At 72.8% G+C, this 25,147-nt stretch carries 26 protein-coding genes and 1 tRNA gene; 10 read left to right on the forward strand and 17 right to left on the reverse strand.

Features of this window, described 5'->3' with window-relative positions; all coding sequences use genetic code 11:
* The 3 genes from AC4NMM_RS00005 to npdG form a co-directional block, all read right to left on the reverse strand.
* Positions 1–354, reverse strand: a 354-nt coding sequence (locus AC4NMM_RS00005; protein ID WP_491923218.1) for a helix-turn-helix domain-containing protein, incomplete at its 3' end; no start/stop codon positions are given.
* Positions 355–671: 317 nt separating this feature from the next.
* The gene (locus AC4NMM_RS00010) at positions 672–1,514 is read right to left on the reverse strand and encodes a polyprenyl synthetase family protein (protein WP_096393962.1); all 843 of its coding nucleotides are present in this window, start codon (positions 1,512–1,514) and stop codon (positions 672–674) included.
* A gap of 549 nt (positions 1,515–2,063) precedes the next feature.
* Positions 2,064–2,732, reverse strand: coding sequence for an NADPH-dependent F420 reductase (gene npdG, locus AC4NMM_RS00015; protein WP_096393963.1), 669 nt, complete (start codon positions 2,730–2,732; stop codon positions 2,064–2,066).
* A 113-nt stretch (positions 2,733–2,845) separates the two neighbouring features.
* Between npdG and AC4NMM_RS00020 the strand changes: the two genes are divergently transcribed.
* Positions 2,846–3,151, forward strand: a complete 306-nt coding sequence (locus AC4NMM_RS00020) for a MazG-like family protein (RefSeq protein ID WP_096393964.1) — start codon at positions 2,846–2,848, stop codon at positions 3,149–3,151.
* A 46-nt stretch (positions 3,152–3,197) separates the two neighbouring features.
* Positions 3,198–3,368, forward strand: coding sequence for a hypothetical protein (locus AC4NMM_RS00025; protein ID WP_491923219.1), 171 nt, complete (start codon positions 3,198–3,200; stop codon positions 3,366–3,368).
* Between the two features lie 49 nt (positions 3,369–3,417).
* Here the strand turns inward: AC4NMM_RS00025 and AC4NMM_RS00030 are convergent, their stop codons facing one another.
* From AC4NMM_RS00030 to AC4NMM_RS00040, 3 genes are all read right to left on the reverse strand, one after another.
* Positions 3,418–5,169, reverse strand: coding sequence for a methyl-accepting chemotaxis protein (locus tag AC4NMM_RS00030; protein WP_491923220.1), 1,752 nt, complete (start codon positions 5,167–5,169; stop codon positions 3,418–3,420).
* Between the two features lie 117 nt (positions 5,170–5,286).
* The gene (gene fdhF, locus AC4NMM_RS00035) at positions 5,287–7,389 is read right to left on the reverse strand and encodes a formate dehydrogenase subunit alpha (protein WP_491923221.1); all 2,103 of its coding nucleotides are present in this window, start codon (positions 7,387–7,389) and stop codon (positions 5,287–5,289) included.
* A gap of 158 nt (positions 7,390–7,547) precedes the next feature.
* A complete protein-coding gene (locus AC4NMM_RS00040) occupies positions 7,548–8,492 on the reverse strand; it encodes a hypothetical protein (protein WP_491923291.1) in 945 nt (314 codons plus the stop codon).
* Between the two features lie 187 nt (positions 8,493–8,679).
* Here AC4NMM_RS00040 and AC4NMM_RS00045 point away from each other — a divergent pair, with 187 nt between their 5' ends.
* Entirely contained in the window at positions 8,680–9,375 is a 696-nt protein-coding gene (locus AC4NMM_RS00045) for a helix-turn-helix domain-containing protein (protein WP_491923222.1), read from the forward strand.
* A 20-nt stretch (positions 9,376–9,395) separates the two neighbouring features.
* On the opposite strand, the gene trxA is transcribed toward AC4NMM_RS00045, so the two are convergent.
* Genes trxA through AC4NMM_RS00095 form a run of 10 tightly spaced genes read right to left on the reverse strand, consistent with a single transcriptional unit; the run spans position 9,396 to position 19,085 of the window.
* Complete coding sequence (gene trxA, locus AC4NMM_RS00050) at positions 9,396–9,884, reverse strand: thioredoxin (protein WP_491923223.1); 489 nt, start codon at positions 9,882–9,884, stop codon at positions 9,396–9,398.
* Positions 9,885–9,942: 58 nt separating this feature from the next.
* Positions 9,943–11,529, reverse strand: coding sequence for a cobyric acid synthase (locus AC4NMM_RS00055; RefSeq protein WP_491923224.1), 1,587 nt, complete (start codon positions 11,527–11,529; stop codon positions 9,943–9,945).
* A 16-nt stretch (positions 11,530–11,545) separates the two neighbouring features.
* On the reverse strand, positions 11,546–12,307 hold the full coding sequence (locus tag AC4NMM_RS00060; RefSeq protein ID WP_491923225.1) for a cob(I)yrinic acid a,c-diamide adenosyltransferase: 762 nt from the start codon (positions 12,305–12,307) through the stop codon (positions 11,546–11,548).
* Positions 12,304–13,074, reverse strand: coding sequence for an adenosylcobinamide amidohydrolase (locus tag AC4NMM_RS00065; RefSeq protein ID WP_491923226.1), 771 nt, complete (start codon positions 13,072–13,074; stop codon positions 12,304–12,306). Before AC4NMM_RS00065 ends, AC4NMM_RS00060 begins: the two co-directional genes overlap by 4 nt.
* Complete coding sequence (locus AC4NMM_RS00070) at positions 13,067–14,134, reverse strand: aminotransferase class I/II-fold pyridoxal phosphate-dependent enzyme (RefSeq protein WP_491923227.1); 1,068 nt, start codon at positions 14,132–14,134, stop codon at positions 13,067–13,069. Before AC4NMM_RS00070 ends, AC4NMM_RS00065 begins: the two co-directional genes overlap by 8 nt.
* Entirely contained in the window at positions 14,131–14,835 is a 705-nt protein-coding gene (locus tag AC4NMM_RS00075; RefSeq protein WP_491923292.1) for an NTP transferase domain-containing protein, read from the reverse strand. The genes AC4NMM_RS00070 and AC4NMM_RS00075 overlap by 4 nt, the downstream gene beginning before the upstream one ends.
* The gene (gene cobS, locus AC4NMM_RS00080; protein ID WP_491923228.1) at positions 14,835–15,647 is read right to left on the reverse strand and encodes an adenosylcobinamide-GDP ribazoletransferase; all 813 of its coding nucleotides are present in this window, start codon (positions 15,645–15,647) and stop codon (positions 14,835–14,837) included. Before cobS ends, AC4NMM_RS00075 begins: the two co-directional genes overlap by 1 nt.
* Positions 15,638–16,660 carry a CobD/CbiB family cobalamin biosynthesis protein gene (locus AC4NMM_RS00085; protein ID WP_096393973.1) on the reverse strand — a complete coding sequence of 341 codons (1,023 nt, stop codon included), beginning with the start codon at positions 16,658–16,660 and terminating at the stop codon, positions 15,638–15,640. Before AC4NMM_RS00085 ends, cobS begins: the two co-directional genes overlap by 10 nt.
* Positions 16,657–17,985, reverse strand: a complete 1,329-nt coding sequence (locus AC4NMM_RS00090; protein WP_491923229.1) for a cobyrinic acid a,c-diamide synthase — start codon at positions 17,983–17,985, stop codon at positions 16,657–16,659. The genes AC4NMM_RS00085 and AC4NMM_RS00090 overlap by 4 nt, the downstream gene beginning before the upstream one ends.
* Positions 17,982–19,085 (reverse strand): nicotinate-nucleotide--dimethylbenzimidazole phosphoribosyltransferase, encoded by a 1,104-nt coding sequence (locus AC4NMM_RS00095; protein WP_491923230.1) that lies wholly within the window; start codon positions 19,083–19,085, stop codon positions 17,982–17,984. Before AC4NMM_RS00095 ends, AC4NMM_RS00090 begins: the two co-directional genes overlap by 4 nt.
* 318 nt (positions 19,086–19,403) lie before the next feature.
* Between AC4NMM_RS00095 and AC4NMM_RS00100 the strand changes: the two genes are divergently transcribed.
* The 3 genes from AC4NMM_RS00100 to ubaA all read left to right on the forward strand — a co-directional run bounded on the left by AC4NMM_RS00100 (position 19,404) and on the right by ubaA (position 22,475).
* Positions 19,404–19,994, forward strand: a complete 591-nt coding sequence (locus AC4NMM_RS00100; RefSeq protein ID WP_096393976.1) for a 50S ribosomal protein L15e — start codon at positions 19,404–19,406, stop codon at positions 19,992–19,994.
* Positions 19,995–20,120: 126 nt separating this feature from the next.
* Positions 20,121–21,506 (forward strand): hypothetical protein, encoded by a 1,386-nt coding sequence (locus tag AC4NMM_RS00105; RefSeq protein WP_491923231.1) that lies wholly within the window; start codon positions 20,121–20,123, stop codon positions 21,504–21,506.
* A gap of 156 nt (positions 21,507–21,662) precedes the next feature.
* Positions 21,663–22,475 (forward strand): SAMP-activating enzyme E1, encoded by an 813-nt coding sequence (gene ubaA, locus AC4NMM_RS00110; protein WP_491923232.1) that lies wholly within the window; start codon positions 21,663–21,665, stop codon positions 22,473–22,475.
* A 40-nt stretch (positions 22,476–22,515) separates the two neighbouring features.
* Here the strand turns inward: ubaA and AC4NMM_RS00115 are convergent, their stop codons facing one another.
* Positions 22,516–22,920 (reverse strand): DUF7577 domain-containing protein, encoded by a 405-nt coding sequence (locus AC4NMM_RS00115; RefSeq protein ID WP_096393979.1) that lies wholly within the window; start codon positions 22,918–22,920, stop codon positions 22,516–22,518.
* 204 nt (positions 22,921–23,124) lie between these two features.
* On the opposite strand from AC4NMM_RS00115, the gene AC4NMM_RS00120 reads away from it, so the two are divergent.
* From AC4NMM_RS00120 to AC4NMM_RS00135, 4 genes are all read left to right on the forward strand, one after another.
* A complete protein-coding gene (locus AC4NMM_RS00120; RefSeq protein ID WP_096393980.1) occupies positions 23,125–23,505 on the forward strand; it encodes a Rid family detoxifying hydrolase in 381 nt (126 codons plus the stop codon).
* On the forward strand, positions 23,506–23,799 hold the full coding sequence (locus AC4NMM_RS00125) for a DUF7981 family protein (RefSeq protein ID WP_096393981.1): 294 nt from the start codon (positions 23,506–23,508) through the stop codon (positions 23,797–23,799). It begins immediately after the preceding gene.
* A 27-nt stretch (positions 23,800–23,826) separates the two neighbouring features.
* Positions 23,827–23,908 (forward strand) — tRNA-Ser (locus AC4NMM_RS00130).
* 1,062 nt (positions 23,909–24,970) lie between these two features.
* Positions 24,971–25,138, forward strand: a complete 168-nt coding sequence (locus tag AC4NMM_RS00135; protein ID WP_006111840.1) for a hypothetical protein — start codon at positions 24,971–24,973, stop codon at positions 25,136–25,138.
* The last annotated feature ends 9 nt before the right edge of the window (positions 25,139–25,147 follow it).

Consider the following 25,147-nt stretch of genomic DNA (forward strand, 5'->3'; position numbering starts at 1 on the left):
CTTGAGCTTGAAGCCGGATTGACTGTAGGTGAAACTGCGGTACTCGCCCGGTGCCTTCCACTTGAGCGTCCCGACGCGGTAGCCCCTCTCTTTGCGCTCTCGTAGTGTCGAGAGGTTATCGTACAGCCGTTGTACGACCTTCTGTAGTACCTTCGAGTGAACGCCTTTCAGGTCGCTCCACCACTTCTTGAGACTCGGCAGGAGCTTCTGCTCAGAGTACGCCGAGGTGTCGTCGGTGCGGTTGAGTCGGTGGAGAAAGTGGTTGTAGACCTGTCTACAGGTATCGACAGTCCACGCTAACTGTTCTTCGAGAGCGTCGGACGGTCGGAGTCGATACCTGTAGTTGTAGTTCACGAGCGTTCTTCGATGAGTTCGTCAAGTTGTCCGCGAACGAACGACGAGAGGTTAAGATGGTTCTCCTCGACCCACTCGGCTTGGTCTTCGCGGATGGTGATGTTCTTCCGCCTCACTACATACGTATTATGCGTATCTATGCGTATGGTTGTTTCGATTGCGTGGGCCTGTGGGCCGAGCGTCGAACGTGTTTGAGAACCGTGCGGCGCTGTATCCCCTCCCTACTCACTCTCTTCGCTCGTTCGTTGAGGAAGGGGCCTTAGCGCCTCAATTCAGGTAAAACGAACCGCGCGGACCGCTCTCTTACCGCTCTCTCCTTACCGCTCGCGCACGACGACGAACTCCGCGAGGTCGCGGAGGTACTCGATCGCCTCGGTCTCCGGGGGGTCGGCGTCGTCGAGGGCGGCGAGCGCGCGCTCCGACTCCGTCCGGGCGCGTTCGTTTATCTCCTCGGGCGACAGCGACGTGACCTGGAGGACCGACGGGCGGTCCATCTCCGCGTCCTGCCCGGTCGGCTTGCCGAGGTCGTCGGCGTCGGCGGTGGCGTCTAACACGTCGTCGCGCATCTGGAAGGCGACGCCGACGCGCTCGGCGTACTCGCCGAACGAGTCGATCGCGTGCGGCTCCGCGCCGCCCGCGACCGCGCCCAGCTCGGCCGCGGCGCGGAACAGCGCGCCGGTCTTCCGACGCGCCAGCTCCATGTACTCCGCCTCGTTCGTCGGGCGCGCCGCGAGCTCCGTCGCCTCGCCCTCGCCGAGCTCGACCATCGCCTCGGCGACGGTGCGCATCGCGCGCGGCTCGGCGGAGAACAGCGCGAACGCCTCGCCGAGCAGGCCGTCGCTGGCGATGATCGCCGGGCCGTAGCCGAACTCCGCCCACGCGGCGGCGGTGCCGCGCCGGACCTCCGAGCGGTCGATGATGTCGTCGATCACGAGCGAGGCGTTGTGGACGAACTCGATGCCGGCCGCGAAGTCGACGGCCTGCTCGGGGTCGCCGTCGAACGCCTCGCAGGCGAGGACGGTCACCGCGGGCCGGACGCGCTTGCCGCCCGCGAGGACGACGTGGCCGACCTCGTCGGACAGCTCCTCGGGCTCGACGTCGTCGATGACCGACTCGATCCGGTCCTCGACCAGCCCGACCCGACGCTGCAAGTACTCCATCTACCGTTCGGAGGGCCCCGGCGCGCAAAGGCCTAACGGAACGCCCGCCGAGCGCCGGATTCGGGCGACGGCGACGACGCCACTTATCCCTATTACTGCGGCGGCGCGTGCCTGCGAGCGGCCGCCCCCGGCGGCCGGGAGACAGCAAGCGCGAGGGAGTCGCTGGCGCCGACGGCGCCAGCGACGAGGCTGGGGAGGCGTGAGGGGCGGGGCGGTGCCGTGCGGGGCGGGGCTCAAAGGGGCAGTCGCGAGGACGCCGCAGACGACGTAAGCACCGCAGGGAGCGAACGCAGTGAGCGACCGAGGAGCGCAACGAGTGTGCGGCGTCCTCGCGACTGGGGCTTTGGCGGTGTTCACCGTCGAGCTACAATCAGTTATTTATAAGCGAGCGGATGAAGATTTGGCGGTGTCAGATGTCGATCTGGGTTCAGTTATTTATAAGTGATCGATCACCGGAGCGGCGACCGTCCCCGCCGCCCGGTCCCGTTTATAAGCCACGCTGAACGCCCGGCTGTTCATTTATAAGCAACTCCCGCTCAGAACGACCGTCTACTCGAACCGCACGCCCAGATTGTGGAGGCCGTCGTTGTTCGAGGCGACGTTGATGAGAAGTGGCGTCAACCCCTCGATTTCGGGTGCGTTGGCGATGCCGCCCGCGTCGAGCGCGCGCAGCCCCTCGATCCCCTCGGCGACGTCCGCGACCGTCCGCTTCGCGTCCTCGTCGTCGCCGATGACGAGGGTGTCGACCCCGAGGTCGGCGTCGAGGTTCGCGAGGCGCGCGGCCGCGAGGTTGTGGAACGCGCCGACGACGGCGACGCCCTCGGGCGCCGCGTCGGCGACGATCTTCGTCACCGAGCCCGCGCCGGGCCTGTGGTAGTGGAACCCCTCGTCGTCGCGTTTCATCCCCGTCGCCGGCGAGACGAGCACGTCGCCGTCGTCCAGCGACGCCGCCACCGCCTCGACGGTGTCGCCGACGTGGTACGGCGGGACCGCGAGGACGACGATCCGCGCGTCGGCCGCGACCGCGGCGTTCTCGCCGCCCGCGACGGTCGCGTCGAGCCCGCGGCTCTCCAGCTCGGTGGTGTACTCCTCCGCCTTGGTCTCGGCCTTCTCGGCCTCCCGTGACCCGACTGCGACCCGATGGGGCGTGTCCGCCGCCAGCCGGAGCGCGAGCCCCTCGCCGATGTCACCGGTGCCGCCCAAGATGGCGATTTTCATACGATCCGTGGGGTCGCTCGCGGCTTATGGGTTGCGTGACCGGCCGTCCTCGCCACGGTCGAAGGCGACCGTAGAGCGGGGCACTTTTGACGGAACGTGCGGAGGCGACGCCCATGGACGAGCAGGACCGCGTCGCGGCGTTCGTCGACGAGTACGGGTTAGAGACCGACCTCGCGTACCACGCGCTCGACTTGGAGAGCGAGGTCGGCGAGATCGCGAAGGAGGTGACCACCTCGACCGACTACGGACGCAACCCCGCCGCCGCGTCGATCGCGACCGACGAGATCGGGGACGCGCTGTTCGCGCTGCTCGCGCTCGCCGAGGCGGCCGGCGTCGACGCCGACGACGCGCTCGACGAGGCGCTGGCGAAGTACGAGTCGCGGATCGCGTCGTCGGGCGACCCCGGTTCCGGGCAGTAGGACGCGCGAAGCGTCGGTTCAAGTGCGTCGGCCTCCTACCCGACCCATGGCCGAGACTCCGTCGCTCGCGCTCCGGTACGTCGCCTGCGACGCCTGCGAGACGGTGTTCGCGCTGCCCGCCGACCCCGACGAGCCGGCCGCCTGCGGCCGGTGCGGCGTCCGGGCGCTCCGCGAACTCCCCGAGATTCGGGGACCGGACGCGTACTTCGCACCCTGAGCTCTGTCCGCGTCCCCCGATTGCGGGTCGAGCGGTCAGCCCCGTCGACTCACCGCAGATCGTCCATCTCTAGCTCTCCGTCGGCGATCGCACGCAGTTCCTCGTCAGAGAGGCGGTCGATCACGAACTGGGGCGTCCCTTCGGGAAGCCCGGCCGGCAGCGACCGACTTTCCTCCGCCTCCGTAGGCACCTCCGCGTCCGCCCGCTTCACCCGCGTTCCGCCGTCCGTCAGAGACGCCCTGCCGACACCGCTATCGGTCCCGCTTTCAAGGGTCAACCGGCGCACGGTCCGTTCCACCTCCTCGACCGCCGCGGACTGGCGCTCGCTTTCGGCCGCTAACTCCTGCATCCGCTCGCTGATCCGGCTCGACTGCTCGACCACCCCGTCGATCGTCGCGGCGATCTCCTCGGCTGCGGCGGCCTGCTCGTCGGTCACGTCGGAGACCTCGTCGATCCCGTCCGCCGTCTCCGTCACCGCCTCGGCGATGGCCGTGAGGCTCTCCGTCGCGTCGTCGACGCGCTCGCTCCCCTCGTCGACCCGCACCGTCGTCTCCGAGAGGCTCTCGACCGTCTCCTCGGTGTCGGTGCGGATCCCGTCGACCATCGACTCGATGTCGCTCGCGTGTTCCTGCGACTCCTCCGCGAGCGACTTGATCTCGTCGGCGACGACGCCGAACCCGGCGCCGGCCTCGCCGGCCCGCGCCGCCTCGATCGAGGCGTTCAGGGCGAGCAGGTTCGTCTGGTCGGCGATCCCGTTGATCGCGTCGACGAACTCGTCGATCTCCTCGACGCGCTCTTGGAGCGCCTCGACGTCCTCTGCCACCTCGTCGACGGCGTCGCCGATGTCGTCCATGGCCGCCGCGGCGTCGTCGGCCGCGTCCCGGCCGTCCTCCGCGAGCGTCTCCGCCCGGCTGCTCGTCCGCTCGACCTCGTCGGCGGTCGACGCAACCTCTTCGACCGTCGCCGAGAGGTTCGCCACCTCCGAGGAGACCTCGGCGACCCGCTCTGACTGGTCTTCGGCCGCGTCGCCGACCTCTGCGGCGCTGTCGGCGACGTCGCTCGCCGACTCGCGCAGGTCGGCGATCGGCTCTTCGACCTCGTCTTCCACCTCCGCCATCAGCCGCTCGTTCTCCTCGACGACCTTCGAGAGCTTCTCGCTGTACGAGTGGATGTACGTGTCCGTGACGACTTGCATGTCGAGGTTGACGATCCGGAGGACGGAGAGCAGGTCCTCGATCGCGTCGTCGACCTCCTCCTCGACCGCCGTCGCGGTCGCGTCGTCAACCGTCGCATCGGCGGCGTCGGGGGCCAGCCGATCGGTGAGCGAGTCGGCAAGGCGGTCGCCGATGATCGGGAGGATGAGGTCGTAGTACACGCCGTACTGCCCGAGGTAGTGTTTCATCGGCATCTCCAGCATGTCGTGGATCTTGCCGATCCGCGCCCGGTCCTCGAAGTACTCCTCGCCGTAGTCGCCCTCCGCGAGGGTCACCAGGTACGCCGACTGCGTCCGCTTGAGCTGTTCGAGCCCCTTCTCCGACCGGCCGATCACGTCGACCGTCTGCTGGTGGCCGGTGAGGTTCTCGTAGAAGTCATCGGCGATCTGGTCCGCGTTCTCCGCGAACGCGCCCTCGTACCGACTCAGCCGCCGCTCGTCCTCCTCGTCGAAGCCGACGAACTCCTTCCGCCACGCGATCTCGTCGTCGTCGAGCCCGATCTCGTCGACCAGGGCTGACGCGTCGAGCCCGTCATTCAAGCCGCCTTGGCCGAAGTCCTTCCGGCCGTACTCTCCAGATGTAGCCATACCGGTCCCTCTCCGCTTGGATTATATAAACGGAAACTCCCGCGTCTCACGAGTGATACCGAGGTCGTGCGGCGTCGCTCCGGGACGGGCGACCGGTCACGCCGGGTCGACGACTGGTCAGTCGTCGCCGGCCGCCTCGCTTCTGTCGCCCGCCTCGCCGGCGGCGGCCGGTTCGACGGTGACCGCCGAGTGCTTGAACTCCGGGATTCCGGCCTCGGGATCGAGCGCGTCACCCGTCAGGGCGTTCGCGAGCGGCTCCGCGTAGTGGAACGTACAGAACGTCACGCCCTCGCGGACCGCCGGGGTGACGTCGGCCGCGACCTCGACGGTCCCGCGTTCGTTCGAGACGGTCACCCGGTCCCCGTCCTCGATCCCGCGCTCGGCCGCGTCGTCCGGGTGGATCTGGAGCGCGTCCTCGCCGCGCATCGCCATCAGGCGGTCCGAGCGCCGGCTGAGCGCCCCGCTGTTGAAGTGCTGGAGCACGCGGCCGGTCGTCAGCGTCAGCTCGCCGGCGGCGAGGTCGTCCGCGGGCGGGACGGGGTCGACGACCGCGAGCGGCGCGGTGCGCTCGCCCGTCGCGAACGTCTCGTCGTGTAACACCTCCGTACCGCGCCCCGCGTCGGCGTCGAACGGCCACCGCTGGTAGTCGTCGCCGATGCCATCGTAGCTCATCCCCTCGTAGATGGGCGCGACGCGCGTCAGCTCGTCGAACGCGTCCTCGGGGCCGTCGTAGTCGAACGCCTTCGGGCGGTCGGTCAGCCGCCGGCCGAGCGCGGTCAGGATATCGAAGTCGCGGCGGGCGTTCCCCGGCAGGTCGGCGTTGGGACGCATCCGCATCACGCGGCGGTCGGTGTTCGTCACCGTACCGGCCTTCTCGGCCCACGCGCTCCCGGGGAGGACCACGTCCGCGTGCGCCGCCGTCCGCGTCTCGAACAGGTCGACGACGACGCAGTAATCGAGGTCGTCGAACGCCGACGCGACCGCGGTCGCGTTCGGCTCGGTGACCGCCGGGTTCTCCCCGAAGACGACCGCGGCGCGCACGTCGTCGCCGAAGCGGTGCGTGGCCTCGACCTCGGTCAACCCGGGCTCCGCCGGCGGCTCGACGCCCCACTCCGCGGCGACGCGCTCGCGGGCGTCCGGGTCGGTCACGGGCTCGTAGCCGGGGAGCACGCTCGGGAGCCCGCCCACGTCGCTCGCGCCCTGGACGTTGTTCTGGCCGCGCAGGGGGTTCACGCCGGTCCCGGGGCGGCCGACGTTGCCGGTCAGGAGCGCGAGGTTGAGCAGGGCGTGGACGTTGTCGGTGCCGCAGCGGTGCTGGCTCGTCCCCATTCCCGTCACGATCGCGGCGCGGTCGGCCTCGCCGTACGCCCGCGCGGCCTCGCGGACCGTCTCCGGGTCGACCCCGGCCGCCTCGGCGCTCGCGGCGACGTCCACCTCGGCGAAGTGTTCGCGCAGCCGGTCGAACCCGGTCGTCCGCTCCGCGAGAAATTCCTCGTCCACGAGGTCCTCCTCGACGAGCACCGCGGCGACCGCGTTCGCGACCTCGATGTCGGTGCCGGGCCGCAGCGGGAGGTGGACGTCGGCCGCCTCGGTCGTGTCGTTCGCGCGCGGATCGACGTGGACCAGCGTCGCGCCGTCGCGGATCGCCGGGAGGAGGTACGACCGGAACGCGACGGGGTGTTGCTCGGCCGGGTTGGCGCCGTTGACGAAGAGACAGTCGGCCTCCCCGAGGTCGTCTAAGGTGTTCGTCATCGCGCCCGCCCCGAGCCGCTCGCTCATCGCTGCGACCGTCGAGGCGTGGCAGAGCCGCGCGCAGTTGTCCACGTTGTTCGTCCCGAGGACGCGCGCGAGCTTCTGGAGGACGTAGTTCTCCTCGTTCGTACAGTTCGACGACGCGAAGAACTGGACGGCGTCCGGGCCGTGCTCGTCGACGACGCGCCCGATCCCCTCGGCGACGCGGTCGAGCGCCTCGTCCCACGGCGCCGTGACGAAGCGCCCGTCGTGCCGGACGAGCGGCTCCGTCAGGCGGTCGTCGCTGTCGACCACGTCGAACGCGGCCGCCCCCTTCGGGCAGATCTCGCCGCGCCCGTTCACCGGTCCCTCGACGCCGGTCGCGGCGCCGCCCCCGGCGTACTCGACGCTACAGCCGACGCCGCAGAACGGACAGACGGTGGGGTTCGACTCGAAGCTCCGGTCAGTCGTCTCGGTCGGGTCGGTCATCGCCTGTCGGTAGGGGCTCCACGACCCTCCCCGTGCCACCGGAGTTGCGTGGTGTTTTAAGCCGCCGCGCGCTCGCCGCGGCCGCCCGCCCGGCGACCGATCACCCAGTCACGCTGCCCGGCGACCGATCACCCCGTCACGGTGTCGCCGCCGACCGATCACCCCGTCACGGTGTCGCCGCCGACCGGCGCCACGCGGCTGCCGAGCGACAGGACTCCCGAGGTCACGAGGCAGGCGGCGAACGCGATGGTGCCGAGCTTCCCGCCGAAGCCGACGAAGTACGGCGTCGCGCCGACGAACGCGACGCCCGCGGTCCCGCCGGCCAGCAGCATCGCGCCGGGGCCGGGGATCCGCTCCGGCGTCGCCATCCCGGCGAACGACGCGCAGAAGGCGACCGCCGCGACCGCGTCGCCCGCGGCGGACAGCGGCGGACAGACGACCCCGGCGACGAGCCCGACGACCGCGCTCGCGACGACCGGACCGTGGTCGAGCCGGACGCTCACGAGGAACGTGGCGACGGCGGCGAGGGCGGCCGCGACGACGAGTCCCGCCGCGACGCGCGGCTCCGGGACCGTCCCCGTCCCGGGGGCCAGCCCGCCGAACGCCGCCACCGACAGGCAGCCGACGAACGCCGTCGTCCCGAGCTTGCCGCCGAACCCGTTGAACGCGCGCTTGGCGGCCACGAACGCGACGGCGGCCGCGAGCCCCGCGGCGACGACCGCTCCGACGTCGGCGCCGGCCGCCGGGGTGACCATCCCGACGAACGAGCCGCAGTAGGCGGGGGCGCCGTACGTCTCCGAGAGGAGGTACGCACAGAGTCCGACGAGCGCCGACGCCACGACCGGCCCCACGCCCACCTCGACGGAGAGCGCGTAGGTGACCGGGGCCGCCGCGGCCACGGCGGTCGCGTTGCCGATGTCGGTTCGCGTGACGCGGAAGCCGTCCGTCCGCAGCGCGTATCGAGTCTCCTTCGCGACGGTGTATCCGAGGCTCGTCGCCGCGACCGCGGCGGCGAGGGCGAAGACTAGCAGCGCGACGCCGTCGTCCGTCCCGGTTCCCGCTCCGCCGTCGGCGATCAGACCGGCCGTCGCCGCGACGCTCATCGCGCCCCCGGCGCCGGCCAGGGCGGTCGCCCCGAGGGCGTGTATCGCTCGTTTCACGCCCGTGGCTCCGTGGCGCCTACCGATACCGACCGACCCTCAGTACTGCGGGCCTTCTCGGGTACCCCGACACAGCGCCCCCGTCCGTCGGGGATCAGGCCTTTGTACCCGTCGCTCTAAGCCCGAATCGATGGAATCCGGAGGGAAGTCGGCGGATGACGGCGTGGAAGCCGCGCCGAACGGCGTCCGGGCGGGCGTCGCGATCCACGGGACCGGGAACTGTCCGGTCGTCGCCGCGTCGACCGCTCACGACGGTCCGATCACGGGCGTCAACTGGACGCACGCGGGCGACACGCACACCGAGGAGTTCCGCGCCCGCGACCCCGACGCGGTGGACGCCGCCGAGGGGGTCCCGTCGCCCGCGTCGGTCGTCGACCTCGGCGACGAGCGGGTGTACCGGTACGATCGCCCCAGCGACGGGGAGTGCGCCTGTCGAATCATCGAGGGGCTCGACTGCCCGATCGCCGACGCGCGCGCCGAGGACGGCGTCCTCCTCTTAACGCTCCACTTGCCCGACCTCGAACGCCTGCGCGACATCGTCTCGGCGCTCGACGGGACCGCGGAGCGCGTCGAGGTCCGCTACCTCGTCCACGGCGCGTCGCGGGGTGACGACGTCTCCGACCGCACGCTCGTCGACCGCGGCCGGCTCACCGACCGCCAGTGCGAGGTGCTGCGGACCGCCTACCGCATGGGCTACTTCGAGCGCCCCCGCGACGCCAACGCGAGCGCGGTCGCCGACGCGCTCGACATCTCCCCCTCGACGTTCGCCGAGCACCTCGCGACGGCCCAGCGGAAGCTCCTCGAAGAGACGCTCGCGGAGAACTGACCGCTCCGCTCCACACCGTCTCAGGCGGCGTGCTCGTCGATCGCGGATTCGAGCGTCGCGCGGTCCTGCGCCCCGACGAACCGGTCGACGGCCTCGCCGTCCGCGTACAGGACGAGCGTCGGGATGCTGCGCGCCCCCAGCTGCTGGGCGACCGCCTGATTGGCGTCCACGTCGACCTTCGCGACGGCGGCGTCGGTCTCGGCCGCGAGCGCCTCGATCGTCGGATCCATCATCTGACAGGGGCCGCACCAGTCGGCGTAACAGTCCACGAGGACGACGTCGTGGTCGTCGATCGTGCGCTGAAGCTCCTCCGTTCCGTTCACGTGGATCGGCTCGCTCGGAGTCGCCGCTCCGCCGTCGTCGCCGGCATCGGTTCCGGCGCTCCCGTCGACCGCCTCGCCGTCGCCGAGGCGCGCTTCGAGCTCCCGCCGCTTCCGTTCGCGGATGCGCTCGCGCTCCGTCTTCGCGTCGTCCCCCGCCGAATCGTTCGCGTCGGCTGCGTCGCTCATACACCAGTATTGGGTGCTTAGAACAATATACCTTCCGCCTCCGGATCCGCTCGACGCCTCACTCCGCCGACCCGCCGAGGCCGTCGAGACCGGCCGCGGCCAGGTCCACGTGGTCCGCGACGAGGTCCGCCGCCCGCTCGTACGGGGAACGCTCTGCCCTCCCCGCGTCCGGTCGCGTCCGGCCCGCGCTCGCGAAGACGGCCTCGACGAAGGCGTCTCGCAGCGCCGCCGTTTCGAAGAGCCCGTGGAGGTACGTGCCGAGGACTCGGTCGGTGGCGACACTCTCCGCGCCGAGGGGCGCCGTCGCTAGGCCGTCGCTCGCGGCGTCATCGAGGAGTCGCGTCCGCCCCGCACGGATCTCGTACCCGGTCGCCCGCCCCGCCGCGCCGGCGATCGGTCCGACGCCGTCGACGGCGCACGTCACGCGCTCGACGCGCTTGTCAGTCGAGAACTCGGTCTCGACGGGAAGGAGCCCGACCCCCGGCACCGTCTCGCGGTCGCCGACGCCCTCGACGTCGGCGCCGACGAGCCGCTCGCCGAGCAGCTGGTAGCCGCCGCAGACGCCGACCACGGGGCCGTCGAACGCGCGCAGCGCCGCGTCGAAACCCGCCTCGCGGAGCGCTAGGAGGTCGTCGACGGTGTTCTTCGACCCGGGGAGGACGACCGCGTCGACCCCGTCGAGCGCGGCGTCGAGCGGCAGGTAGGCGACCCGGACGCCCGGTTCGCGCGCCAGCGGCTCCAGGTCGGTGAAGTTCGAGATCCGGGGGAGCCGCGGGACCCCGACCCGGACGCTCGCGTCGTCGGGGACGCCGTCGTCGCCGCCGAGGCCGCCTCCGCTCTCGGAGCCGTCACCGCTCTCGCTCCCGCTCCCGTCTCCGCCCCCGGAGGTCGCCCCGCCCGGCAGCGAGAGGCTGTCCTCCGCGGGGAGCCCCGGATCGTCGTGCGGGACGACGCCGACGACCGGCACCCCCGTCCGCGCCTCTATCTCCTCGATGCCGGGTTCGAGGAGGTCCGGGTCGCCCCGGAACTTCGTGATCACGGCGCCGCACACGCGCTCGCGGAGGTCGTCGGGGAGCAGTTCGAGGGTCCCGTAGAGGCTCGCGAACGCGCCCCCGCGCTCGATGTCGACCGCGATCAGGATCGCCGCGTCCGCGAACCGCGCGCACTCGACGTTCGCGAGGTCGCGGTCGCGGAGGTTGATCTCGGCGACGCTGCCGGCGCCCTCCGCGACGATCACGTCGTGGTCGGCCGCGAGTCGCTCGTGAGCCGCCACGGCGGCCGCGCGGGCGTCGTCCCAGTGCTCGTCGTAGTACGCCGACGCCGGGGCGTTCGCGACCGCCTCGCCGTCGACGATCACTTGGCTCTCGCCGCCGCCGCGGGGCTTGAGCAGCACGGGGTTCATGTCGGTCGTCGCCGGGACCTCGGCCGCCCGCGCCTGGACGTGCTGGGAGACGCCGATTTCGCCCCACTCGCCGTCCGGCGTCAGCGCGACGCGCGCGTTGTTGCTCATGTTCTGGGCCTTGTACGGGGCGACCGAGACGCCTCGCCGCGCGAGCAGGCGACAGAGCCCCGCCGCGAGCGTGCTCTTGCCGACGTGGCTCGCGGTGCCCGCGATCAGGACGGTGTCGGCGTCGGAGCCGGACATCTCTCGGGCTTCCCCCTCAGTACTCCGTGCCCCGCCGAGCGCGCTGCCCGTCGTCGAACGGGTGCGCGACCTTGCGGACGTTCGTTATCAGGTCGGCGACGCCGTCGAGGTAGTCGGGCTCGGCGTGGCTCCCGGTGAGGACGAGTTCGAGCCCCTCGGGTTTCGACTCGGCGAGCGCGACGACGTCGTCCGGGTCGACGAGGCCGCGGTCGGCCGCGTACAGCAGTTCGTCGAGTATCAGCACGTGGACGCCGGCCTCCGGGTCGCCGTCGAGCGGGAGCGGTTCGGTCAGGTCCGCGTCGGCGGCGCCCGCGACGAGCGCCTCCGCGCGCTCGAAGGCGGCCGCCGCCTTCGCCTCGTGTTCGTCGTCCGCCGAGCCGTCGAGCAGGCCGTGCCAGCCGTAGTGGCCGGCGTTCTCGTAGGAGAACCCCGGCACCGCGGCGATCGCGTTGTACTCGCCGCGGACCCCCTCGACGCTGTCCGCGCCCCCCTTCATGAACTGGAGCATATGGACGCGGTAGCCGTGGCCCGCGGCCCGGAAGCCCATTCCCATCGCCGCCGTGGTCTTCCCCTTGCCGTCGCCCCACCAGGCCTGAACGAGCCCGAACTCCTCGGGCGCCGCCGGCTCGATCGGTTGCGGCTCGGGCGCCGTGCCGCCGCCAGGGGTGCGCGCGGCGCGGTCGTCGTTCGTCGGCGTCCCGTCGCCGTCGGTCCGCTCGGTTTCGCCGTCGGTCGATGCCTCCGCCTCCGGTTTCGTGTCGTCGTGGTTCGTTGTCATGGGTCGAAAACCTCCGCCCGCTCGTCGGTGACGACGCCGTGTTCGGCGTCGGCCGCCGGACCGGGCACGTCGCCGTCCGGGTACCGCGACCGCAGGCTCGCGCGGACCGCGTCCCGGACGCAGGCGCGGGCCGCGCCGCCGACCGCCGTGGCGCTGCCCGAGAACTCGGCCGGCTCGCCCGCCGGGTCGTCGCCGACGACGACGGCGTCGCTCGTCGTCCCCGGGACGCCCGCCGCCGCGAGCAGCGTCGCCGCCTTCGCCTCGGCCGCGACCGCGACGAGGTTCGCCGCGGCCCCGGGCGCGAGCCGCCGCGTGGTGCCGACGATCAGGTTGACCGTTCCGGGATCTGGGGGACCCTCGGTGTGCCCCGTCGACTCGCGCGGCTCGGCCCCGCCCGCCGTTCCCGCGGCCGCCGCGCTCTCCGCCCCGGACACCATCGGCAGCGTCGCGGGGTTCGAGAGGCCGACCGTCGCGTACGCGACGACCGAGCCGAGCCGCGCGCCCCGGGCGTGGGCCATCGAGACGCCCGTGAACAGCGTCGGGGCGGCGTCGCGGTCCCCCTCGACGTTCCCCTCGGCATCGAACTCCGCCCGCGCCAGCCGCTCGTCGCGGTAGGCCGCGAGGTCGGTCCGGTCGAACCCCTCCGGGACGGTCACGTTGTACGCGGTCGCCGCCCGCGACCGCCCGCCGTCCCACCCGGTCGAGAGCCAGCGCGTCCCCGGCCGCCGGAGCCGGAGGACGCCCTCGCGAACTGTCGCCTCAAACATCGCTCTCCACCCCTCCGTCACCGTCCGACCCGCCCTCCCCGGCCCCGCCACCGCCGACGCCGAGCGCCGCCAGCAGGCGGTCGTTCTCCGCCGGGCGGCGCACCGCAACGCGGACGTGCGAGCCGAGCCCGCGGAAGGAGCGCGCGTCGCGGACGGCGACGCCCCGGTCGCGGGCGCGCTCGATGACGCGGTCGACGTCGCGGTCGCCGACGTCGAGGAGGAGGAACGGCGCCTCGGAGGGGGCCACGTCGTACCGCTCGGCGAGGGCGTCGCGCAGCCGCTCGCGCTCCCGCCGCACGCGCTCGCGGGTCTCGCGAACGAACTCCTCCTGCCGGAGACAGTACTCACCCGTCGCGAGCGCCGGGGCGCCCAGGTTCCACGTCCGGCGGGCGCCCCGCAGCGCCGCGCCGAGGCCGCCCGTCGCGACCGCGAAGCCGGCCCGGATCCCGGGGAGGCCGAACAGCTTGGTGAGCGCCCGCGCGACGACGACGCCGTCGGTCCCCGCGAGCGACGCGCGCTCGGTGAACCCGAGGAACGCCTCGTCGACGAGCAGGACGGTCCCGGCCGCCCGGCACCGCTCCGCGAACCCCAGCAGCGCGTCGCGGTCGTAGCCGGTCCCGGTGGGGTTGTTCGGCGTGCAGACGACCGCGAGCGCGTGGCCGCTCGGGTCGGCGTCGAGGACGCTGTCGGCGTCGACGAACGACGGCTCGCCCCCCTGGAGCCGGACCTCGCGGGCGTACTCGCCGAAGCTCGGCGCCGGCAGGAGTGCGCGGTCGCCGTCGTCGACCGCGAGCGCGACCCCGAGCCGGATCGCCGCCAGCCCGCCGGGCGTCGGAACGACCGACTCGGGGTCACAGTCGACGTAGTCGGCGGCCGCCCGCCGGAACGCCGCCGGCGGCTCGGGCGGGTACGCCCGCGCCCGCTCGAAGGCCGCCCGGTAGGCGCGCTCGACCCCCTCGGGGACCTCGGGGTTCGCGTTCGCGCTGAAGTCGAGCAGGTCGGGGTCGTCGATGCTGCCGTGCGGCTCGCGGTCGAGCGCCGCCGCGCGCTCCCGGTTCATCGCGACTCACCTCCCGCCGACCCCTCGCCCGCGTCGCCCGCGTCGAGCCAGTCGACCCCGCCGCTCGGGAGCGCGGGCGCGTCCGGGTCGCCGGCGAGGATCCGTTCGGCGAGTCGGCGGTCTCCCGGGCGGTTGACGTTGACGGCGAGGCGGGCGTCGCGGGTGACCCGGGCGGCCTCGTCGCCGGCGCCGTCGAGCGCGCCGACGACGTTGACGCCGGCGGGGACGCGATCGGCGGGCGTTTCCTCGTACCGGGTCGCGGCGTCGGCGCTCGCGCCCAGCTCCCGCTTGCGCGCCGCGGGCACGCGGACCGACAGCGCGTCGGCGGCCGCCGCGGCGTGGGCGTCGAGGACCGCGTCGACGGCCGCCCCGTCGAGCAGCGGGAGGTCGACCGCGAGGGCGAGCGTCGGCGCCGCCGGTCCCTCGGCGAGCGCCGCTTGAAGGTCCGCGACATACCCGTCGCCCGGCGTGTCGACGACGACGAGTTCGACCGACCCCGGTTCCGGCTCGGTCCCGCCACCGCTCTGGCGCTCGACCAGTCGTTCTCGCGTTCGCGGGGTGTGCGGCGAGACGGCCGCGTACGCGGTCTCGACCCGGCTCGCCGCGAGCGCGTCGAGCGCGCGGTCGACCATCGACCGCCCGGCGACCGTCGCGAGCGGCTTCTCGCCGTCGCCGAGTCGCGTCCCCCGGCCGCCGCACATCACGAGAGCGTCCACGCGATCACCCCCGCGTGGAGCCCGACGACCCGGGCGAGTTCGTTCGTCGCGCCGAGGACGTCGCCGCTGACGCCGCCGAGCCGCGCGTTCGCCCAGGCGTAGGTTATTCCGGCGACGGCGAGCGCGGCGGCGAGCGCGGCGGCCGGGTAGTAGGCGCTCCCGAACGCGAGGGCCTCGGGGCGGAGCGACGGGAAGCCGAGCAGCGCCGCGGGGGCCGTTACGAGCGCGACGCCGACGAGCGCGCGCGGCCCGGACTCCTCGGTCAGTGCGGATCCGAGCCCCTCGTGGGACGCGTCGCCGACGCAGACGAGCGTCGCCGTCGCGGCCTTCGCGCCCACCTCGGCGGCGACGACGAGGGCGACGGCGTCGACGAGCGAGAGGCGGGCGAGGTCGACCGCCACCGTCCCCGCGGTCGCGAGGCCGAACAGCGCGAGCGCGAGCGCGGCCGCGCCGCCGACGCCGAGAGCGGCGTCCTTCAGCACCTCGCGCCGGCGGTCGACGTCGCCGTGGACCACCGCCGCGTCGCCGAGGTCGGCGACGCCGTCGAGGTGCGTGATCCCGGTGACGAGGTAGAGCCACGCGGGGAACGCGGCCGCGATCGTCGGCGAGGGCACCGGGACGGGCGCCAGCGCCGCCGCGGCGACCGGGAGCGCGATCAGGGCGCCGAGCGCGTACGCGACCGCCGGCAGCGCCGCGGGCGTCCGCCGGAACGCCTCCCAGTCCGCGTCGTCGCGGCCGACGGGGATCCGCGAGAGGAACCCGAGCGCGCCCCGGAGCGCGGCGGCCGTCAGGACCACGCGATCACCCCCGCGAGCGCGAGGAGCGATCCCGCCGCGACCGCGACTGCGACGCCGCCGGCGGCGCCGACGAGCCGCACGGCGTCGCGGGCGGCCGCGGGCGTCGGCGGCTCGGGGCCTCCGGTGAGCGCGTACGCGCCCGGCTTCTCTAAGCGGACGCCGAGCGCGACCGCGGCCGTCGCCATCGGCCACCCCGAGTTCGGCGAGGCGGGCTCGCGGGCCAGCGACCGTGCGCGCCGCAGGCTGGCCGGCGACCGAGCGGCGACGGCGAGGCAGCACGCCGCGGCCCGCGCCGGGAGGAACATGACCGCGTCGTCGAGGCGGGCACTCGCCCGGCCGACGGGCTTCGAGCGGTAGCCGAGCATCGAGTCGAGCGTGTTCACGGCCTTCGCCCAGGCCGCGGCGGCGATTCCCGCGGCGAGGGCGGTCTCGGCGACTCCCGCGGTGCCTCCGGAAATCACGCCCAGCGCCGCGCCGCCGGTCGCCCCGAGCGCGTACCAGAGCAGCGGCGCGACGAACCCGTCCGCCAGGTTCTCGGCCGCGCTCTCGACCGCGGCGCTCCGGAGGTCGGCCGGCGAGAGGTCGGCGGGGTCGCGCCCGACGAGCGCCCGGACCGACTCGCGGGCCGCGTCGGGGTCCGCCTCGCTCTCGGCGACGACCTCGCGGGTCGCGTCGCACAGCATCCGCAGGCTCGCGGCCGAGAAGAGGACGCCGGCCGCGACCGCCACGGCGAGGACCGGCACGTCCCCCACTTGCGGTCCGTACTCGGCCGCGAGCGCGACGGCTCCGCCCGCAACGGCGGCCGCGGCGAGCGGGAGCGCGACCGCGACCGCGACGCCGACGAGCCCCGGACGGGCCCACTCCCGGTCGAACGGCTCGACGACGCTCCCGAACAGCGCGACCGGGTGGACCCGGCGGGGCGGCTCCGCGACCGCGAGGTCCAGCGCGACGGCGAGGAGAAGCGGCGCGACGAGCGTGACGGCCGGGGCCGGGAGGGGGCCGACCCCCGTCACCGTTCCACCTCGTCGAGGAACGCGTCGAACGCCCCGCTCGCGGCGTGGAGGTGACAGTACATGCCCAGCGTCCGGTGTTCGACGAGCCCCTCGCGGTCGCCGTCGATCCCAGTCCCGCGCTCCACGTCGAAGGCGAACCGCGCGTCGGACGCGGCGTCGGCCGCGGAGTAGTGGAACTCGTGGCCGCGGAGCCGCTCGCCGGCGCTCGCCGTGAGCGCGTCCCGTCGGGCGCGAAGCTCGACATGGTCGAGCGCTTGGTACCGCTCGCGGCGCTCGACGCTCGCGGGGAGGACGCCCGCCATCTCGTGGGTGTCGCCGTCGACCGTCGTCAGCGTCTCCGCGAGCGCCATCAGCCCGCCGCACTCGCCGAGGACGGGCGTCCCCTCGGCCGCCGCGTCCGCGATCGAGCCGAGCGCGGGGCCCTCGGCGAGCGCCGCGGCGTGGAGCTCCGGGTAGCCGCCGGGGAGGTAGACGCCGTCGCAGGGCGGGAGGTCGTCGCCGGCCGCGGGCGCGAACGGGACCACGGTCGCGCGCTCGCTCAGGCGCTCGCGGGTCGCCGGGTAGACGAACCGGAAGGCCTCGTCGTCGGCGACCGCGATCCGCGGAGGATCGCCGCCCTCCGGGGGGTTCCCGGGAGACGGCTCGGTCGCCGCCTCCGCGGCCGGCGTCGGCTCCCGGGCGAGGTCGAGCAGCCGGTCGGTCCGGAGCGTCTCGGCGGCCGCGTCGAGCGCCGCCTCGTCGAGCGGCGTCTCCTCGCCCATCTGGAGTCCGAGATGCCGGTCGGGGATCTCCAGGTCCTCGCGGGGCGGGACCCGGCCGCAGTAGGCGAGTTCGTCGGGGAGCGCCTCCCGGACCCCCTCCTCGTGGCGGCCGCCGTGGGCCCGCTGGGCGATCACGCCGGCCACGTCGAGGTCGTGGTCCGTCCGGTCGGCGTAGGTCGCGAAGCCGAGCGCGGTCGCCGCGACGCTCTCCATGCCGGCGCTCGCGTCGGCGACGAGGACGACCGGGAGGTCGAGCGCGGCCGCGACGCCGGCCGTGCTGGCGGCGCTGCCGTCGTACAGCCCCATCATCCCCTCGACGACGCAGACGTCGCCGTCGCCGCGGGCGTAGTTGCGTCGGAGCCCCTCGGTCCCCTGAAGCCACGGGTCGAGGGTCCGCGACGGGCGGTCGGCGACCACCGCGTGGTGGCTCGGGTCGATGAAGTCCGGTCCCGCCTTCGCCGGTTGGACGGTCCGCCCGGTGCCCTCGATCGCGCGCAGCGTCGCGAGCGTCGCGACCGTCTTGCCGACGCCGGAGGCCGTGCCGGCGAGGACGAGCCCCCTCACCGCGCGTCGCCTCCGTTCGCGGCGGGGCGTCCGTCACCCTTGCCGGTTCCAGCGCGGTCGGCGAGCAGTCGGTCGGTCACGGCGGCGATCCGGTCGCGGACGGCGGCGTCGGCGACGCCGGCGCGGTCGGCGAGTGCGAGCGCCCCGCCCATGCCGACGCCCTCCTTCGCCTCGCCGCGGGCGTACGCCGCCATCGCGGGGTGGTCGCCCTCGGCGAACCCGGGGTCGGCCGCCGCGAGCGTCAGGTCGAGGTCGGCGGCGAGCGCGGGCAGGTCGGCGGTCGGGTCGTCGGCGACGAGCGACGTGGTCGCCAGCGGGAGCGGGCGGTCGACGCCGGCGTGCCGGGCGAGCGCCGCCGCAGCGGCGAGCTGCGTGCCACCGGCGAGTGTGACGCCGATCCCGGTCTCCGCGCAGCCGACGATCAGGCCGGCGACCGCGGCGAGGACCGGGTCCCCGGCCAGCCGGACCGCCTCGATCGGCTCGCCGGCCGCGCCGCCCGGGTCGACGCCGCTCGCGTCCAGTCCCTCGGCGACGACGCGGCGCTTGCGCTCGATCGGGTTCGCCGGCAGCGACGAGGAGACCGCGGCTCGCTCGCCGAGCGCGGTCAGCGCGCCGAGCGCGGTCGTCGTCCCGCCGGGGATCGTCTCGGCGACGAGCAGTTCGGCCGGTTCGTCGCCGCTGTCGGAGCCGCCCTCCTCACCGGACGCGGCCAGTTCGGGAGCTAACTCTCGGGCGCGCTCGAAGACGGTCGCCGCCTCCGGGACCGGCTCCGGGTCGCGGACGTCGCCGCCCGGTGCGGCGCCGACGTCGCGGGCCGTCGCCGCGGTCGGCGCGCCGAGCCCGGCGTCGAGGAACTCGACGGGAAGGGTTTCCGGGCCGAGCAGCTCGCGGACCGCGCGGGTGACGACCGCGGGCGTCGGACAGCCGTTCGGGCTCACCGGCACGGGGGAGTCCGGCGCGGGGCGCCCCGCGTCGACGATCTCGAGGTCGGCGCTCGGCGTGTGGACGCGCAGCTCCGGGTCGGCGCCCGCGGCGCTGATCCCGTCGATCGCGGCCGTCTCGGTCGTTCCGGCGACGACGACGAGCCTCACGTCGCCCATCCGGAACCCCCTCCGTCGAGCCCGCGGCCTCCCGGCGCGGCGTCGATGTGTACCACTGGCGGTTCATCGATACAAGTGAACTTTAATCGATCGACGCACGGCGGTCCGGAGTCGGCGGGGCGTTCCATTGTCATCAGCTCTCACGCGACCCGCGGAGCGAAGCGGTTAAGGGCGAACCGCGGGTATCTCTGCCAACTCGCTGGTGCGGACACAGCGGGCACTCGCCGCCGGGACGCGGTCGGACCGACCGCCGCGCGCCCCGGGACGAGACGACATGTGGCCCCTCGCGGCTGAATCGCAACCGTCCGCGGACACACAATGGCACGAAGCTTCTACTCGCACATCAAGGAGGCGTGGCGGTCCCCCAAGGAGGGGAAACTGGCTGAGCTGCAGTGGCAGCGCAAACAGGAGTGGCGCGACCAGGGCGCCATCGAGCGCATCGAGCGCCCCACCCGGCTGGACAAGGCCCGCGAACTGGGCTACAAGGCCAAGCAGGGCGTCATCGTCGCCCGCGTGAGCGTCCGGAAGGGCGGCTCGCGCAAGCAGCGCTTCAAGGCGGGCCGCCGCTCGAAGCGCCAGGGCGTCAACCGCGTCTCGCGGCGCAAGTCGATCCAGCGCATCGCCGAGGAGCGCGCCTCGCGGAAGTACCGCAATCTCCGCGTGCTCAACTCCTACTGGGTCGGTGAGGACGGCTCGCAGAAGTGGCACGAGGTCATCCTCGTGGACCCCGCCCACCCCGCGATCGAGAACGACGACGAGCTGAACTGGATCTGCTCGGACGACCACAAGGGCCGCGCGTACCGCGGCCTCACCTCCGCCGGCACCAAGGGCCGCGGCCAGCGCAAGCGCGGCAAGGGCACCGAGAAGACGCGCCCGAGCGTCACCTCGAACGACCGGCAGGGCAAGTAGCGCCCTCGACCGCTCCGACGTTTTACTCGCGGTCCGCTCTCACGGCGAGCGGCCGCTCCGTCTCTCCTCGACGCAAGAGCAAAGAGACCGCGTCACATACTATCAATAGTACGTGGCGATCGCCAAGTGACCGGGAGCAGCTCCATTCCCCTCGACTCGTTCGCGACCGAACTCGAGTCGCTCGACAGCGACGCGTTCGCGGCGCTCGTCGGCGAGACGTACGCGGCCACCGCCGACGACGTCGAGGTCGACGCGCCGCGCGTCACGGTGTCGGAGGGGGACCGCCGGACCGAACTGCTCGTCGTCGCGGCCGGGGACCGAGACGTCCCCGACGCCTCGGGCGGTCCCGATGTCCCCGTCGACGCCGTCGTCGTCGCGAGCGACTCGCTCGACGACCTCGGCCCCGAACTCGACGCCGACGTAGTGACGCCGGCTGACCTCCGAGAGCGCCTCCTCTACGCCGTCCCGCCGGCGGAGGCGAACGCCATCGCCGACCGACTCCTCGGCGTCTCGGTCCGGTCCGAAGCGTACGACGCGGTAGATTCGGACGCCGGCACCGCGGAGAGCGACGCGGGGGATGAGGGCGGAGCCGGAGCGCCGACCGACGACGACGGAACGGCGGCCGACGACGGCGCGGCGATGGGCGCCGTCGCGTCGGGTGCGCAGGGGGGCGACATCGGCTCCCACCCCGCCGACCGGACCGCAGGCGATTCCCCCGACGATTCGCGGGCTCACGAACGACCAAGTGACGCCGTCCCGGCGTCCGATCCGAGCGGCGAGGCGACGGCGACCGAGTCCGTCACCGGCGACGCGCCGAGCGACCGGCGGTCTCCCCGGACCGTCCTCGCGGCGGTCGCCGTCGTCGCGCTCCTCGTCGCGGCGGCCGGGGCCGGATTCGCCGCCGGCGCCGCCGGAATCGGCGGACTCGACGGCGTCGCCGGCGTCGGGGACGACCGAACGACCGACCCGTCGGCGACAGATTCGGACGGGACCGGGTCGACGAACGGCAGCGACGACGGAAGCGAGGCGTCGACCGAGGACGGCGACGGCGCGAACACCGTCTCGGTCGCGGACGGCGACCCGACAGGCGAGGCCGAGCGGAACACCGCCCTCGCGCCCACCTGCGAGCGGTCCGCGCTTCAGGTCGTCCAGATCCAGATGAACGCGCTCCGGTACAACGACAACGCGACGAACGACGGTATCCGGACCCTGCGGGCGTTCGCGTCGCCGCGGAACAAGGATCTGGTCGGTTCCACCGGAGAGTACGTTGAGCTGTTCGAGACGCCGCTGTACGCGCCGATGCTCACGTACGACACCGCCGAGTACTCGGTTCCCGAGATCGCCGACGGCGCCGCCTCTGTCGAGGTCGTCACCCGGGAGAACGGCAGCGTCACCGGCCGCTACGAGTTCCGGCTCGTCCGCGTCGGCGGCGGGAGCGGGGACACGGACAGCTCCCTCGGCGACGTGGACGACTGCTGGATGACCGACGCCGTGGCGGCGTCGACGGAGTGAACGCGGTCCGCGCGGCGGCGGCTCGGGAAGCGCCGGCCGGTCGGTGCCCCCCCGGGAAGCGCTGGCCGCGCGGCGGCGGCTCGGGAAGCGCCGGCCGCGGCGTCCCGACCGGCGATCGGGAACACGATTATATCCGCGCCGGCACTGGTTGCGGACATGAGCCTCTCGCTCGACGCGACCCAGCTCGACCGCTACTCTCGACACGTCATCCTCGACGACGTCGGCCCGGAGGGGCAAAAGCGGCTGCTCGACGCCCGCGTCCTCGTCGTCGGCGCGGGCGGGCTCGGCGCGCCGGCGATCCAGTACCTCGCGGCCGCGGGCGTCGGGACGATCGGGATCGTCGACGACGACGTCGTCGAGCGGTCGAACCTCCAGCGGCAGGTGATCCACGGCGACGGCGACGTGGGTCGCAAGAAGGTCGACTCGGCGGCGGAGTTCGTCGCCGACCTCAACCCCGACGTCGACGTCGAGCGCCACGAGCTACGCCTCGACGCGGGCAACGCCCGCGAGCTGATCGCAGATCACGACGTCGTCGTCGACTGCTCGGACAACTTCGCCACCCGCTACGTGGTGAACGACGCCGCCCGGATCGAGGGGGTTCCGGTCTCGCACGGCGCGATCTACAAGTTCGAGGGGCAGGTGACGACGCTCTCGCCCGAGGGGCCCTGCTACCGCTGTCTGTTCCCGGAGCCGCCGGAGCCGGGGACGGTGCCGGACTGCGCCAGCACGGGCGTCCTCGGCGTCCTCCCCGGGACGGTCGGCTGCCTCCAGGCGACGGAGGCGGTGAAGCTGATCATGGACGTGGGCGAGCCGCTCGTCGGGCGGATGCTGTTCTACGACGCGATGGACCTCTCGTTCGAGACGGTGCCGTACGCGCGCAACCCCGACTGCCCGGTGTGCGGCGACGACGGAATCGACAGCATCGACGGGATCGACTACGCGGCCGGCTGCCAGATCGACGCGGCCTGATTGGGTCGGGCCGGCGTCCTCGCCGACCCGCCGCGGACGCTCACAGCGGCCGGTCGGCCATCGCGCTCCCCGCGGTGACGCCGGCGTCCTCGTCGACGAACCCCGACCGGACGCACCACCGGCAGTACTGATATCCCGCCCGGTTTTCGGCGCCGCAGTGGCGGCAGACGACGGTCTCCCCGTCGGCGTCGAGCGGCGGGGGGTCGTCCCCACCGCCTCCGTCGCCCGCCTCGCCAGTCGGATCGGCGTCCGAGTCGCCGTCGAGCGCGAGCGTCGGCCCGACATCGGCGCCCTCGCCGTCGCCGTCCGACGACCGGGTCGCGACCGAGCCGAACAGCTCCGCGGGGTCGCGGTTCCGCCGGACGAGCAGCCACGTCACCGCGAGGTTGAGCGCGGCCACGCCGGCGAAGATCGCGGCGAGCGGGAGGAGCTGATCACCCGTCATGTGCGTAATGTTACCATCCCAGCGTTTTGTGTCTGACGGTGGGACCGGTCGGTCGGCGCGGTGCGGTGGGGTCGCTCGGCCGGTTCGGCGATCTCGATTGGCCGGTTCGGCGGTTCCGCTCGGCCGGTTCGGCGGTTCCGCTCGGCCGGTTCGGCGGTTCCGCTCCAGAGTACTCTTGAGGCCGCCGGTCGAAGGCACACCCGCATGAAAGAGACCATTCACACGGACGACGCCCCGGCGGCGGTGGGCGCGTACAGCCAGGCGACGACCGACGGCGACCTCGTCTTCACGGCCGGGCAGATTCCGCTGACGCCCGCGGGCGACCTGCTCGACGACGCGCCGATCGCGGACCAGACGGAGCAGGCGCTCGACAACCTCCTCGCGGTGCTGGAGGAGGCGGGCGCCGGGGCCGAGGACGTGCTGAAGACGACGGTGTTCATGGCCGACATCGACGACTTCGACGAGATGAACGAGACGTACGCCGACTACTTCGACGAGTCCCCGCCGGCCCGCTCCGCGGTCGAGGCGGGCGCGCTCCCGAAGGGGGCCGGCGTCGAGATCGAGGCGGTCGCCGTCGTCGAGTAGATGGTCGACGGCGAGGAGGGGTCGGAGAGCGAGGCGGACGCCGCGACCGACGGGTCCGTCCCCGCGCCCGGCGCGGCGGCCACGCCGCGCGCCAGAGCGCGCTCCGCGGCGCTGTGGGGGATCGTCGGCGGGTTCGCCTTCCTTGTCCTCGCGCAGGGGTACCGGCTCCTCGGTCCCGGATCGCTGCCGGTCGGCTTCGGCGGGTTGGCGCTCGTCGCGGTCGCGGTGGCGGTCGCGTCGGCCGGTCTTACGTACCTCGCCGAAGCCCGGGTGCGTGCGAAAAGAAGGACTTAACAGTCGCACCGGATTATCTCCGCGTGAGCCAGGATGGCCGAGTGGTAAGGCGCACGCCTGGAAAGCGTGTTCCCATCCGGGATCGGGGGTTCAAATCCCTCTCCTGGCGTTCTGTCGACGCCGACTACGAGCGAGGAGCGACAGCGACGAGCGAGTCCGGCGTCGACGAACCCAAACAAAGGGATTTGAACCAGGGAGTGGAGCGAGCGGTGCGAGGTGCGAGCGAAGCGAGCACCTCGATTGCGAGCGGAACGACTGAGGTTCAAATCCCTCTCCTGGCGCTTCGCTGTCGCAACAACGAGCGAGGAGCGACAGCGACGAGCGAGTACCGCGACAGCGAAGTGCGGACGGATTTGAACCCTATCAGTCGCGCGCAGCGAACGCAGTGAGCGAGCACGTCTGATTTCGGTTCAAATCCCTCTCCTGGCGTTTTCGACGAACGACACGGCGAGCGTAGCGAGCCGTTCGTCGAAAACCGAGACTGAGATTTGAACCAGGGAGTGAAGCGAGCGGTGCGAGGTGCGAGCGAAGCGAGCACCTCGATTGCGAGCGGCGAAGCCGCGAGCAGCGAGCGGAACGACTGAGGTTCAAATCCCTCTCCTGGCGTTCTGCCGACGCCGAATACGAGCGAGGAGCGACAGCGACGAGCGAGTTCGGCGTCGACGCTCCTGTCTAACTGCCTATTTATAAGAGACCGAGCGATGTCGCTGGTGATTATTTATAAACAGTTGACTACGGATCGGCGGCGAACACCGCCAAAGCCCCAACCGTGAGGAGTTCGGACGCTCGCTGTGCTCCTCGCTCAGTCGCTCCGCTCCTTCGCTGCGGTGCTTACGTCGCCTCCGAACTCCTCACGGTTGCCCCTTTGAGTCCCACCCCGACCGCGACCGCACCGCAGCCTCACGCCTCCCCAGCCTCGTCAGTCGCCTCCGCTTTGCTCCGGCGACTGACTCCCTCGCGCGGTGCTGCTCGGCCGCGGAGCGGCCTCGCAGGCACGCGCCACCGCCTCGTTCATTTATAAGTAATCGTCGCTGCCGGCTGTCGATATTTAAATATCCAGTCGCTGTTGTCGGGCTGCGCTACTTCGACGGCGTCCGCTCCCGCCGCTTGGGGATACGTCCGCACACCGACACAAGACTCATAAGTATGGGTGTAGTTGACACGGGTGACGATGCCAGACACGAAATCGGGCCGCGAGCGGAAAGGGAGGAACAAGCGCCGCCAACTCGAGAACCACCTCGCACGGCGCGAACTCGACGCGGACGACGAACCGCCGGAACCGTACCGCGAGGCCACCGACGCGGAGTTCCTCGCCGAGTCCGACGACGCGGCCCGGTGACGGTCGCGC

The organism is Halorubrum sp. SD41, from assembly GCF_058630335.1.

Excerpts from the sequence above, each read along its gene's own strand:
- AC4NMM_RS00010 (WP_096393962.1), bottom strand. The coding sequence starts at position 1,514 with ATGGAGTACTTGCAGCGTCGGGTCGGGCTGGTCGAGGACCGGATCGAG.
- AC4NMM_RS00060 (WP_491923225.1), bottom strand. The coding sequence starts at position 12,307 with ATGACAACGAACCACGACGACACGAAACCGGAGGCGGAGGCATCGACC.
- AC4NMM_RS00020 (WP_096393964.1), top strand. The coding sequence starts at position 2,846 with ATGGACGAGCAGGACCGCGTCGCGGCGTTCGTCGACGAGTACGGGTTA.
- AC4NMM_RS00095 (WP_491923230.1), bottom strand. The coding sequence starts at position 19,085 with ATGGGCGACGTGAGGCTCGTCGTCGTCGCCGGAACGACCGAGACGGCC.
- AC4NMM_RS00025 (WP_491923219.1), top strand. The coding sequence starts at position 3,198 with ATGGCCGAGACTCCGTCGCTCGCGCTCCGGTACGTCGCCTGCGACGCC.
- AC4NMM_RS00135 (WP_006111840.1), top strand. The coding sequence starts at position 24,971 with ATGCCAGACACGAAATCGGGCCGCGAGCGGAAAGGGAGGAACAAGCGC.
- AC4NMM_RS00120 (WP_096393980.1), top strand. The coding sequence starts at position 23,125 with ATGAAAGAGACCATTCACACGGACGACGCCCCGGCGGCGGTGGGCGCG.
- ubaA (WP_491923232.1), top strand. The coding sequence starts at position 21,663 with ATGAGCCTCTCGCTCGACGCGACCCAGCTCGACCGCTACTCTCGACAC.
- npdG (WP_096393963.1), bottom strand. The coding sequence starts at position 2,732 with ATGAAAATCGCCATCTTGGGCGGCACCGGTGACATCGGCGAGGGGCTC.
- AC4NMM_RS00065 (WP_491923226.1), bottom strand. The coding sequence starts at position 13,074 with ATGTTTGAGGCGACAGTTCGCGAGGGCGTCCTCCGGCTCCGGCGGCCG.
- trxA (WP_491923223.1), bottom strand. The coding sequence starts at position 9,884 with ATGAGCGACGCAGCCGACGCGAACGATTCGGCGGGGGACGACGCGAAG.
- AC4NMM_RS00055 (WP_491923224.1), bottom strand. The coding sequence starts at position 11,529 with ATGTCCGGCTCCGACGCCGACACCGTCCTGATCGCGGGCACCGCGAGC.
- AC4NMM_RS00125 (WP_096393981.1), top strand. The coding sequence starts at position 23,506 with ATGGTCGACGGCGAGGAGGGGTCGGAGAGCGAGGCGGACGCCGCGACC.
- AC4NMM_RS00100 (WP_096393976.1), top strand. The coding sequence starts at position 19,404 with ATGGCACGAAGCTTCTACTCGCACATCAAGGAGGCGTGGCGGTCCCCC.
- AC4NMM_RS00075 (WP_491923292.1), bottom strand. The coding sequence starts at position 14,835 with ATGTGCGGCGGCCGGGGGACGCGACTCGGCGACGGCGAGAAGCCGCTC.
- AC4NMM_RS00030 (WP_491923220.1), bottom strand. The coding sequence starts at position 5,169 with ATGGCTACATCTGGAGAGTACGGCCGGAAGGACTTCGGCCAAGGCGGC.
- AC4NMM_RS00115 (WP_096393979.1), bottom strand. The coding sequence starts at position 22,920 with ATGACGGGTGATCAGCTCCTCCCGCTCGCCGCGATCTTCGCCGGCGTG.
- AC4NMM_RS00045 (WP_491923222.1), top strand. The coding sequence starts at position 8,680 with ATGGAATCCGGAGGGAAGTCGGCGGATGACGGCGTGGAAGCCGCGCCG.
- AC4NMM_RS00070 (WP_491923227.1), bottom strand. The coding sequence starts at position 14,134 with ATGAACCGGGAGCGCGCGGCGGCGCTCGACCGCGAGCCGCACGGCAGC.
- AC4NMM_RS00040 (WP_491923291.1), bottom strand. The coding sequence starts at position 8,492 with ATGAGCGTCGCGGCGACGGCCGGTCTGATCGCCGACGGCGGAGCGGGA.
- fdhF (WP_491923221.1), bottom strand. The coding sequence starts at position 7,389 with ATGACCGACCCGACCGAGACGACTGACCGGAGCTTCGAGTCGAACCCC.